The sequence below is a fragment of the Pseudanabaena sp. PCC 9330 genome (genome assembly GCF_055795045.1).
The window spans coordinates 161,840-173,391 of record NZ_JAYFES010000116.1; the positions used below are offsets into that span (position 1 = coordinate 161,840).

Genomic DNA, 11,552 nt, shown 5'->3' on the forward strand with positions numbered 1-11,552 from the left:
GCGATGGCTCGACCAGGCTGACCGAAGGCTCTGGGCCGCAGATTTAGGTGTCGTCGTGGGCGTGGCGGTGGTAGAGGAAATCGAGGGCCTCGTTGCGCAGCTCATAGAATTTGGGGTCTTCCATGATGCGGGCGCGATACTCCTTCGGAGTGGCTTCGCCAACGCGGGGGCGGGCAAAGGGCACCGCCATGACTTCGCCGCTTACCTCAGTCCTTTGGGCCTCTGAACGTTAGGTATCGGCGTGGGCGTGACGGTGGTAGAGGAAGTCAAGGGCCTCGTTGCGCAGCTCATAGAATTTGGGGTCTTCCATGATGCGGGCGCGATCACGAGGGCGGGCAAAGGGCACTGCCATGACTTCGCCAATTTGGGCGGCGGGGCCGTTGGTCATCATCACAATGCGATCGCTTAAAAACAGCGCCTCGTCAATGTCGTGGGTGATCATCAGCACGGTGATCTGGTGGTCTTGCCAGATCTTGAGCAATTCTTCCTGAAGTTCTTCGCGGGTGATCGGATCTAACGCACCGAAGGGCTCGTCGAGAATCAGCACTTTGGGGCGCAGGGCCAGGGCGCGGGCAATGCAGACCCGCTGCTTCATGCCGCCGGAGAGGGCGCTGGGCTTTTTGTTGGCCACATCGGCTAGGCCCACCATCTCTAGGTGCTCCATGACGATGTGCTTTTTGGCTGCTTCGGGCTTGTTAGCGAACACCGAGTTGACGCCTAGATAGATGTTTTCGTAGGCGGTCAGCCAGGGCAGCAGCGAGTAGTTTTGAAACACCACCATGCGATCGGGGCCGGGCTCGCGGATGGGCAGGGTTTGCAGGCGCACTTCGCCCTCGGTGGGCTGACGAAACCCGGCCACCATGTCGAGCAGGGTCGATTTGCCGCAGCCCGAGTGGCCGATGACGCAGACAAACTCGCCTTCGTTCACCGCCAGGTCGATGCCGTCGAGCACGACAAAGTCGCCCGTGGGGGTGGGGTAGACCTTCGACAGGTTGTCGATGATCAGGAACGGTTCCTGGGTCTGCTGGTAGGTGGTGGATTGGGTAGGGGAGTTGAGCACTTGCATGGTCGGGGTGGGTGAGTAAGGGGTGGGGAGTAGGGAGTGAGGGGTAGGGGGGGAGGGTAGGCAAATCCCCTCCTGGGAGGGGTAGGGGTGGGTTTTCCCCTGGCCAAGGCTGACCCACCCCGCCCTGCGGGCACCCCTCCGAGGAGGGGAGGGGGTTACCGGGTGCTGGCGGCGTCCAGCATGATTTCTTCGATGCGCAGATCGCGTTTGATGGCGAACTTGTCGAGGTATTTCAGCGGTTCGTCAGGGTCAAATTCTATGCCGTCGAAGAGGTGGCTACTGTGGCGATCGCGACCAATATCCAGCAGCCCCAGCTCGCGGGCGGCCTGGCCAAAGATGTCGGCTCGCTTCACCCGTTCGGCGATCGCCAGCCAGTTGCGCGGGAAGGGGGTAATGCCCCAGCGGGCCATCTGGGTCATCATCCACACCGCCTCGGAGACATCGGGGTAGTTGGCTTTGCCGGTGAAGAACTGGATGTAGTTGAGTATTGGCTCAGGGGTACTGCCGTCGCCGCGATCGTAGGGGTCAATAAAGCCGGGACGAATGTGGGCTTCGTCGGCCCCCACATATTCAGGCTTGGCCAACATTTCAGCAATTTCTTCGCGGTTGCGGCGATCGTCGCAGTATTCGCAGGCTTCGAGCAGGGCTTTGACTAGGGCCACGTGGGTTTTGGGATACTGTTCGGCCCAGGCTTCGGTGACGCCCAGCACTTTCTCGATGTGGCCGGGCCAGATGTCGTTGTCGGTGGCCATCACCACGCCCAGCCCTTCACTGACGGCGCGGGCGTTCCAGGGTTCGCCGACGCAGTAGCCGTCGATAGAGCCCGACTTTAGCGTAGACACCATCTGCGCCGGGGGAATAACAGTGACGCTAACATCGCGATCGGGGTCAATGCCGCCCGAGGCCAGCCAGTAGCGCAGCAGCAGGTTGTGCATTGAGGTGGGGTGCACGGCGGCCAGGGTGTGAACGCGATCGGGGCGGCGATCGATCGCCGCTTTGAAGTCGGCCAGGCTGCGCACGCCGTCGTCAAACAGGCGCTTGCTAAAGGTGATGGCGTTGCCGTTGCGGCTGAGGGTGAGGGCGCTGACCATGGGCCTGGGCTGCTGGTTGCCGTAGCCCAGGGTCATGCCCAGGGGCATACCGGCCACCATCATGGCGGCGTCGAGGCGACCGGTGGCGACCCCGTCGGCGATCGCATTCCAGCTCGGCTCCCGGTTCAGCGTCACATTGCTCAGGCCGTGGGCCTCAAACAGGCCCTTCTCCTTGGCCACCACCAGGGGCGCACAGTCCACCAGGGGAATAAAGCCCAGTTCCAGATTCACCTTCTCCAGACCGTTGGCGGCCATGGCCACCACGGGCTTGGCCTTGTGCAGCTTGGCCCGCTTCTGCTGATTGAGGAAGTAGACGATCTCGTTGCGCAGGCTGTAGTAGTTAGGGTGCTTGACCACCTCCATGCGCTCCCGGGGCCGGGGGAAGGGTACATCCACGATCTGGCCCACGTGGGCCTCGGGGCCGTTGGTCATCAGCACGATGCGGTCAGACAGCAGCAGCGCCTCATCCACATCGTGGGTCACCATGACGCAAGTAACTTCGTTCTCCTGGCAGATCTGCATGAGTTGTTCCTGCAGACCGCCTCTGGTCAGGGCATCCAGTGCCCCAAAAGGCTCATCCAGCAGCAGCAGCTTGGGGCGAATGGCCAGGGCGCGGGCGATCGCCACCCGCTGCTTCATGCCGCCGGAGATCTGGCCGGGGCGCTTGTTCGCCGCCTTTTGCAGCCCCACCATCTCAATGTGGTGGTCGATCATGCGATCGCGCACTGGCTGGGGGTGCTTCTGCATGACCTGGTTCACCGCCAGGGCAATGTTCTCGCGCACCGTCAGCCAGGGCAGCAGCGAATAGTTCTGAAACACCACCATCCGGTCTGGCCCCGGCTCCGTCACCTGTCGCCCCTCTAGCACAATGCCCCCCGTCGTCGGCTGATCTAGCCCCGAGAGAATGTTTAACAGGGTCGATTTGCCGCAGCCCGAGTGGCCCACCAGCGACACAAACTCGCCCTTGTGAATGTGCAGGTCGATATTTTTTAGGGCAATGTATTCGCCACCGCTGGGCAGCTTAAAGACGCGATCGACGTGGTCAACTTCAACAAAGACAGACATGGCACAACAGGGGATGAAGGTGCAGGCGAACAGAAGAATCTTGGACGGTCATCCCCTCCTAGGAGGGGCAGGGGTGGGTCTGCAAGAATTTTGGATTTGCGATTGTGGAACCGTAGGGTGCATCCGCGCAGCGATGCACCGCTAGGGAACCTCTGACGAATACATTTCGATGGGGAGAAGGTAGGGTGGGCACCGCCCACCACTCACCTCTGGCAGAATCACAGGTTGACTATTGTGGAAGCGAGGCTGAAACAGCCTTAGCGCTATGCACCCTACTGTTTTTGCTCCTCAGGGAGCACCAGGGTGCCGATGAAGACGATTAGGCGATCGAGCAGCAGACCCACAACACCCACGTAGACAATCGCAATGATGATGTCGCTGATGCGGGAACTGTTCCAGGAATCCCAGATAAAGAAGCCAATGCCCACACCACCAATCAACATTTCTGCTGCCACAATCGCCAGCCAAGAGAGGCCAATTCCGATCCGCAGACCTGTGAAAATGTAGGGCACCGTAGCGGGAAAGAGAATCTTAAAAAAGTAGGTGGGTTTGGATAGCTTCAGAACTTTAGCGACGTTGTTGTAGTCCTGGGGAATTTGGCGAACGCCCTCGGTGGTGTTGATGATAATGGGCCAAATCGCGGTGATAAAGATGACGAAAATAGAGGCTGGCCCCGCCTGCTGAAGCGCCGCCAAGGAAATTGGCAGCCAGGCCAATGGAGGGACCGTTCTCAAAATTTGGAAAATCGGATCAAGGGCGTTGTACATTAGCGAGCTAGTACCCACCAAAATGCCGAGAGCCACCCCAGCCACCGCCGCCAAAGAAAAGCCAATGGCCACCCGTTGCAGACTGGTTAGCACCTGCCAAAATAGCCCTTTATCAGTGCCGCCGTAGTCGAAAAAGGGATTGATAATTAGTTCCCAGGTATCTTGAACGGTGCGGATGGGGGTGGGCAGGGTGGCGCTGGGGCTCATGGTTAGCACTTGCCAAATCGCAAGGAAAATTAAAATGGCCACAGCGGGGGGAATCAGTCCTTTTAGCCCATTGAGCACCTGCTGGCTCAAGCGGGCTACATCAAACCGTGGTCGGGTTGGGCGAATGTCAAGGGGTGCGGTCATCGATGATCTCCAGTGGCGAGGTTGCGGGGCAGCGAGACGTCAAAGGGGGTGAGGGACGTAATTCCCCCCCCGATGTGCCCCCTCCCAAGGGGAGAGGGGTTGGGGGTGAGGGCTTAGACCTTTTTGATCTTGAGGCTGTCCAGGTAAGCCTGGGGATTTTCGGGGTCGAAGGTGACGCCATCGAAGAAGGTTTCTACGCCGCGAGAGGTGCTGGCCGGAATGGCTGCCTCTTGGCCAATGGCAGTGGCCGCTTCGCGCCAGAGATCTTCCCGGTTCACGCCCTCTACCCAGGCGTTGACATCGGTGTCCTGGGGCAGCAGACCCCAACGAATGTTCTCCACCAAGAACCAAAGGTCGTGGCTCTTGTAAGGGTAGGAGGCGTTGTCGGCCCAGTATTTCTGCATCAGGTCGGGGAGTTCTTCCACCCGGCCATTGCCAAAGTCAAACTTGCCCATAGAGCGATCGATGATGTCGTCAAAGGGCACGTTGAACCAGGCCCGCTCCGAGAGAATGCGGCACATTTCCTCTTTGTTTTCGGCCTGGTCGCACCACATTTGGGCTTCTAGCACCGCCATCAGCATTGCCTTGGTGGCGTTGGGGTTGGCATCCACCCAGTCGGCCCGCATCCCAAAGGCTTTTTCGGGGTGGTCTTTCCACATTTCCCCGGTGGTCAGGGCGTTGAAGCCAATCTGCTGGTTCACGGTTTGCAGAGGCCAGGGCTCGCCCACACAGAAAGCATCCATGTTGCCCACCTTGGCGTTGGCCACCATCTGGGCCGGAGGCACCACAATGGTAGAGATTTCGGTGTCGGGGTCAATGCCACCCGCCGCCAGCCAGTAGCGAATCCACATATCGTGGGTGCCGCCGGGGAAGGTCATCGCCGCCTTCAGGTCTTTTCCGCCAGACTTGAGTCGTGCAAACTCAGCCTTCAGGGGGCTGCTATCTACCCCGACATTGAGGCTGGCATACTCACTGGGCAGAGAAATGCCCTGGCCATTGACGTTGAGGCGGGCCAGGATGTACATCGGCACCTTGTTGCCGTCGGTGACAATGCCGTTAGAAATCAGGTAGGGCATGGGGGTGAGAATGTGCGCCCCGTCAATGCCGCCGCCGCCGGAACCCAGCACCAGGTTGTCGCGGGTGGTGCCCCAGGAGGCCTGCTTTTCTACTGACACGTCGGTCATGCCGTATTTGTCGAAAAAGCCCTTGACCTTGGCGATGATCAGCGGTGCCGAGTCGGTTAGGGCAATAAAGCCAAGCCTGGCGGTGGTGGTTTCAGGTGGATCAATTGCTACTGCGGCACCGGTCTCAGCTGGGGCCTCTGAAGAAGTGGAAGCTGGCCCATCTTGACTACAAGCGTGGAGGAGCACAGTACCCGCAGCGGCAGTACCTGCGGTGATCAAAAATTTGCGGCGATTTAATCGAGTCATGAGGTGCTTTCTCCAGCGGTATGCGATGCAAGAACGACGATACAAATAACAAAAAGAATCAGCCCGTTATCTAACAGGCAAGCTCAAACGCATTCGACTCTCTAATCTGTCACCACTACAATTTGACTCTCCATAAAATCAGACTTAAGTGAGTCAAACTGTGGCGACGCTAGCAGAATATTCGGAGAATACGTTTTCAAACAGAGACAATCAGGGCATTGACCGACTTTAGAAAGAGTCTTGCCCTAAGACAAGTAGGAAAACTAGGCTGATCTTTTGCAGATGGGTAATTCTGCTAGGAAAATAAGGTTCAGAGTTGACAAAATTGCGAGCCTTAAGGTGATCTAGCTAATTAAGATGCCAAGTAAAAACTTCCATTTCTGTATTTTTGCTCTGGGCATTTGAAGTTAAGTTATTCAAACTTTGCAGAGCGTTTTGTATTTTTGGTCACTCTTTAGAGCAAGTCATCCTTTTATCGCATGGGCAGAATGTAGGTTTTGCATAATCTGCGCAAAAAAAATGCCGGGGAGCGCTGCGCTCCCCGGCGAACTAACCGGCTGATCATCTTTCTCGGGCTTTGCTGGCGGGCCTAGGATGCTGCTCTGGATCTAGAGAAACTTGCTAGCCATGCTGATTAGCCCGGCCATCTGGCCCAGGTCAACCTCGCCCGAGAGCACCTTTTGCAATAGCCCGCCGCCCTGGGCGTTAGAGCCCTTGACCAAAAACTGGGCGATCAGAGGGGTGATGCTTTTGACCATGGCTGGGTCGGCCCCGACATGCTGAGCGATCGCGCTCACCTGCTCTGACGCTAGCAGCTGCTCTACGGCTCCGGTGGCGGCGACGGCTTGCAGCACCCCCATCAGTGCCCCAGGATTGCCTTGCCCTTTGGCCTGAAGCACGCCCTGAAGATCGCTGGCAATGCCGCCGATTTTGTTGTTGTCGACTGGGGCGTTGTTGAGGCTGCCCAGTAGAGACCCCATCAGACCGCCGTTAGCCTCAGTATCGGCAGCGGCGATCGCCTGATTGACCATGCCCATTAAATCCATTGAGTTCACCAGGGTATCTTCACCGCTCAGGCTAAGCGCTTTGCCGGGCGATCGCAAGGTGGTCTGGTTACGAGTCTGCTGGGCGATCGCTGCAACCCCGCCTTCGGCGGTTCGGTATCCCCCCCTTCAGAGAAATAGGCTTTGCTAGCACTATAGATATAGCTGTCAAGCCGGAGCAAAGAAAATATGGGAAAAGTAGTTGGAATTGACTTGGGCACCACCAACTCAGTGGTTGCTGTTATGGAAGGTGGCAAACCCACCGTGATCGCTAACGCCGAAGGCTTTCGCACGACCCCCTCAGTCGTCGCCTACGCCAAAAACGGCGATCGCCTGGTAGGCCAGATTGCCAAACGCCAGGCGGTGATGAACACCGAAAACACCTTTTACTCGGTCAAGCGCTTTATTGGCCGTCGTTACGACGAGGTGAGCAACGAGTCCACCGAGGTGGCCTACAAAGTGCTGAACGTGGGCAACAACCTTAAAATCGACTGTCCCCAGGCGGGCCAGCAGTTCTCCCCAGAAGAAATTTCGGCCCAGATCCTGCGCAAGCTGGCCGACGATGCCGGTAAGTACCTGGGCGAAAAAGTCACCCAGGCCGTGATCACCGTGCCTGCGTACTTTAACGACTCCCAGCGCCAGGCAACCAAAGACGCCGGCAAGATCGCCGGTCTCGAAGTGCTGCGGATTATCAACGAGCCTACCGCCGCGTCGCTGGCCTACGGCCTAGATCGCAAGAGCAATGAAACCATCCTCGTATTTGACCTGGGTGGCGGTACCTTCGACGTCTCCATTCTCGAAGTGGGCGACGGCGTGTTTGAGGTGCTGGCTACCTCTGGCGACACTCACCTGGGCGGCGACGACTTCGACAAAAAGATCGTCGACTACCTGGCGGGCGAGTTTCAAAAGCTCGAAGGCATCGACCTGCGCAAAGACAAGCAGGCCCTCCAGCGCCTCACCGAGGCCGCCGAAAAAGCCAAGATTGAGCTGTCAAACGTGACCCAGGCCGAAATCAACCTGCCCTTCATCACCGCCACCCAGGACGGCCCCAAGCACCTGGAAATGACCCTCACCCGGGCCAAGTTCGAAGAGCTCTGCGCCGATCTGATCGATCGCTGCCGCATTCCCGTCGAGCAGGCGCTGAAAGACGCCAAGCTAAACAAGACCAACATCGACGAAGTGGTGCTGGTGGGTGGTTCGACCCGCATCCCGGCGATTAAAGATGTGGTCAAGCGCACCCTCGACAAAGATCCCAACGAGACCGTCAACCCCGACGAAGTGGTAGCGGTGGGTGCCGCCATTCAGGGCGGTGTGCTGGCAGGCGAAGTCAAAGACATTCTGCTGCTCGATGTCACCCCCCTGTCTCTGGGGGTAGAAACCCTGGGCGGCGTCATGACCAAGCTGATTCCCCGCAACACCACCATCCCCACTAAAAAGTCGGAGGTATTCTCCACGGCCCAAGACGGCCAGACCAATGTGGAGATCAAGGTGCTCCAGGGCGAGCGTGAAATGGCCACCGACAATAAGAGTCTGGGTACCTTCCAGCTCTCCGGCATTCCTGCTGCGCCCCGGGGTGTGCCCCAAATCGAGGTGATCTTTGACATTGACGCCAACGGCATTCTCAATGTCACCGCCAAAGACAAAGGTGCTGGCAAAGAGCAGACCATCACCATCTCGGGGGCCTCGACCCTCGACGACAACGAGGTCGATCGCATGGTGAAAGACGCCGAAGCCAACGCCGCCGCCGACAAAGAGCGTCGCGAGCGCATCGACCTCAAAAATCAGGCTGACTCGCTCACCTACCAGGCTGAGAAACAGCTGGCCGACATGGGCGACAAGGTGCCCGCCGCCGACAAAGAGAAGGCCGAAGGCCAGATCGCGGCCCTGCGTACCGCCATCGAAGCTGAGGACTTTGACACCATCAAAACCCTCACCGGTGAGCTGCAGCAGACCCTCTACGGCATCAGCACCAACCTCTACCAGCAGGCGGGTGGCGAAGGTGCCCCCGGCCCCGAGGCCGCTGCCGGTAGCTCTGCCAGCGGTACTGACGGTGGCGACGACGTGATCGACGCCGAGTTCTCTGAGCCCGGCTCTAACTAAACCAGTGGCTCAGTCTCCTTGCTCTGGCTAGGCATAGAGCGGATAGCGATCGCTATCCGCTTTTTTTTGCCTTTTCCGTCCTCGGCCTATGGTGAGCATTGCAGAATCTTTGTCGCCATGGGGATCAAGGCAAGGGCAACCGCGCTAGGCTGAAATACAGTCCTTACCCGTGCGTCCATGCCGACCTCAGAGTCTTCTGCTACAACCCCTTTTTCCGGCGGGTTTGATGCCCAGCACCCCCCCGACCCCAAGCTGATTGACGCCTGTGTGCACTGCGGGTTTTGCCTGACCACCTGCCCCAGCTACCGGGTGCTGGGTAAAGAGATGGATTCGCCCAGGGGGCGCATCTATCTAATGGATGCGATCAACACGGGCGAAGCACCCCTGTCGGCCACCTCGGCGGGGCATTTTGACTCTTGCTTGGGCTGTCTGGCCTGTACGACGGCCTGCCCCTCGGGGGTGCAGTACGACCAGCTAATCGCGGCGGTGCGCCCCCAGGTTGAGCGCAACCACGATCGCCCTCTGGGAGAACGACTGGTGCGATCGCTGATCTTCAGTCTTTTTCCCTACCCTACCCGGCTGCGGGCGGTGGCCGGGCCGCTGTATCTGTATCAAAAGCTGGGTATTTCCAAGCTGGTGCAGAAAACTGGGCTGCTGGCCAAACTCTCCCCTAGCTTGGCGGCGATGGAGTCGCTGCTGCCCCCGATCACCGCCGAGAGTTTTCAGGATGACCTGCCTGAACTGATTCCCGCTGAGGGCCAAAAACGCTACCGGGTGGGCATGGTGCTGGGCTGTGTGCAGCGGGTATTTTTCTCCGATGTCAATGCGGCGACGGCGCGGGTGCTGAGCGCCAACGGCTGCGAAGTGGTGATTCCCCACGAACAGGGGTGCTGCTCGGCCCTGCCCGCCCACCAGGGGCAAGCAGCCCAGGCCCAGGCTCTGGCCCGCCGTATGATCGACTGCTTTGAGGCCGCCGAGGTCGACTTTGTGGTAATCAACGCGGCGGGCTGCGGCCACACCCTCAAGGAGTACCACCATATCCTGCAGGATGACCCCGCCTATTTTGAACGGGCCAAGGCTTTTGTCGCCAAAGTCCGCGATGTGCAAGAATTTTTGGCTCAGGTGGGACTGACTACACCTCTGCACCCCCTGGCCGAGGGAGCCTTGCCGATCGTCTATCAAGATGCCTGCCACCTACTCCACGGGCAAAAGATTGGCCTTCAGCCCCGACAGCTGCTGCGGCAAATTCCTGGCGTTACCCTGCGGGAGCCTATTGACGGGGCGCTCTGCTGCGGCAGTGCCGGGGTCTACAACATGCTGCACCCCGAGGTAGCCACCGAGCTGGGCCAGATGAAGGTAAAAAATCTGCTGAATACCGGCGCGGTGCTGGTGGCGTCGCCCAACCCCGGCTGCTCGCTGCAAATTCAGCAGCACATGGCCGACCAAGATCGCACCATCCCCCTGTTTCACCCGATCGAGCTGCTCGATTTCTCCATGCGCGGCGTACCGCTGCCGCTAGATTGAGATCAAATCCGACCCACAAAACCTCGGGTTAAAACCGATACCTGGTAGGGAGCATTGCACTGCAATGCCCCTACGAATCGGAGGTGTACAGACAGGATTTGCTATGAATCTGCAGGGTTACTGACTGTTTCCCAACCGTCACCCAACCGCTACCGGGGCACTAAAGCGCCCATTTTGCCGCTCTGGTAATCGGCGATCGCCTGGTAAATCTCCTCGGTGGTATTCATCACAAACGGGCCGTGGCCGACGATGGGCTCGTCGATGGGCTCGCCGCACAGCAGCAGGGCGACGCTGTCTTGTTCACAGTCGAGCATTAGCGTGGTGCCAGCGCGATCGCAGATGCCAATCTCAGCCTCGGCGATCGGCTCCGAGCCACCTACCTGCACCGCTCCCTTCAGCACCACAAGAATGGTGGTGTAGCCTTCAGGTACCGCCAAGCTCACCTGTTTGCCACCGGTCAGTCGCAGATCCCACAGGTTTATGGGGGTAAAGGTTTGGGCTGGCCCTTGAGCTCCCTCAAAGTCTCCGGCGATCACCCGCAGGCGGCCCTGGCCATCGGGCAACTCTACGACAGGAATGCGATCGCTGGTGATGCCCTGGTAGCGGGGTGGGGCCATCTTGTCTTGGGCGGGCAGGTTGACCCACAGCTGCACCATCTCAAAGGGGCCACCCGTCTGGGCAAAGTTTGGGCCGTGAAACTCTTCGTGCACCAGGCCAGCAGCAGCGGTCATCCACTGCACATCGCCGGGGCCGATGATGCCGCCGCCCCCGGCAGAGTCGCGATGCTCGACCTCGCCGTCGTAGACGATGGTCACGGTCTCAAAGCCCCGGTGGGGGTGCTCACCCACCCCCCGCCGCGCGGTCGTGGGTGAGAAGCTGGCTGGCCCAGCATAGTCGAGCAGCAAAAAAGGACTAATCGCCTGCCCCAGACCGTTGTAGGCCAGCAGCGTACGCACCGGAAAACCGTCGCCCACCCAGTGGCGATCGCGGGTGCGCTGAATGCTGTGCAGGCTCTTTGAACCGGAGGTCGTACTGGGCTGATTGAGGGTCGGCATGGCCACTTGCTCACCAATGGGTCTACTGATTAGGACAATTCTGGCAACAAAAATACCCAA

At 59.1% G+C, this 11,552-nt stretch carries 9 protein-coding genes; 2 read left to right on the forward strand and 7 right to left on the reverse strand.

Going from position 1 to position 11,552, the window contains the following annotated elements; genetic code table 11:
• Positions 1–43: 43 nt before the first annotated feature.
• The 6 genes from AC0QKW_RS21560 to AC0QKW_RS21585 all read right to left on the reverse strand — a co-directional run bounded on the left by AC0QKW_RS21560 (position 44) and on the right by AC0QKW_RS21585 (position 6,873).
• Entirely contained in the window at positions 44–190 is a 147-nt protein-coding gene (locus tag AC0QKW_RS21560) for a hypothetical protein (RefSeq protein ID WP_473153160.1), read from the reverse strand.
• 39 nt (positions 191–229) lie between these two features.
• Positions 230–1,066 (reverse strand): ABC transporter ATP-binding protein, encoded by an 837-nt coding sequence (locus AC0QKW_RS21565; protein ID WP_473153161.1) that lies wholly within the window; start codon positions 1,064–1,066, stop codon positions 230–232.
• Between the two features lie 155 nt (positions 1,067–1,221).
• Positions 1,222–3,222, reverse strand: a complete 2,001-nt coding sequence (locus AC0QKW_RS21570; RefSeq protein ID WP_473153162.1) for an ABC transporter ATP-binding/substrate-binding protein — start codon at positions 3,220–3,222, stop codon at positions 1,222–1,224.
• Positions 3,223–3,494: 272 nt separating this feature from the next.
• Positions 3,495–4,340 carry a nitrate ABC transporter permease gene (ntrB, locus tag AC0QKW_RS21575; protein WP_473153163.1) on the reverse strand — a complete coding sequence of 282 codons (846 nt, stop codon included), beginning with the start codon at positions 4,338–4,340 and terminating at the stop codon, positions 3,495–3,497.
• A gap of 113 nt (positions 4,341–4,453) precedes the next feature.
• Complete coding sequence (locus tag AC0QKW_RS21580; RefSeq protein WP_473153164.1) at positions 4,454–5,770, reverse strand: CmpA/NrtA family ABC transporter substrate-binding protein; 1,317 nt, start codon at positions 5,768–5,770, stop codon at positions 4,454–4,456.
• 608 nt (positions 5,771–6,378) lie between these two features.
• On the reverse strand, positions 6,379–6,873 hold the full coding sequence (locus tag AC0QKW_RS21585) for a hypothetical protein (protein WP_473153165.1): 495 nt from the start codon (positions 6,871–6,873) through the stop codon (positions 6,379–6,381).
• Between the two features lie 129 nt (positions 6,874–7,002).
• Between AC0QKW_RS21585 and dnaK the strand changes: the two genes are divergently transcribed.
• Both dnaK and AC0QKW_RS21595 read left to right on the forward strand, forming a co-directional pair.
• Positions 7,003–8,913 carry a molecular chaperone DnaK gene (dnaK, locus tag AC0QKW_RS21590; RefSeq protein WP_473153166.1) on the forward strand — a complete coding sequence of 637 codons (1,911 nt, stop codon included), beginning with the start codon at positions 7,003–7,005 and terminating at the stop codon, positions 8,911–8,913.
• A 177-nt stretch (positions 8,914–9,090) separates the two neighbouring features.
• Complete coding sequence (locus AC0QKW_RS21595; RefSeq protein ID WP_473153167.1) at positions 9,091–10,437, forward strand: (Fe-S)-binding protein; 1,347 nt, start codon at positions 9,091–9,093, stop codon at positions 10,435–10,437.
• Between the two features lie 149 nt (positions 10,438–10,586).
• Here AC0QKW_RS21595 and AC0QKW_RS21600 read toward each other — a convergent pair whose 3' ends face one another.
• Positions 10,587–11,492 carry a pirin family protein gene (locus tag AC0QKW_RS21600; RefSeq protein WP_473153168.1) on the reverse strand — a complete coding sequence of 302 codons (906 nt, stop codon included), beginning with the start codon at positions 11,490–11,492 and terminating at the stop codon, positions 10,587–10,589.
• Positions 11,493–11,552: the final 60 nt, after the last annotated feature.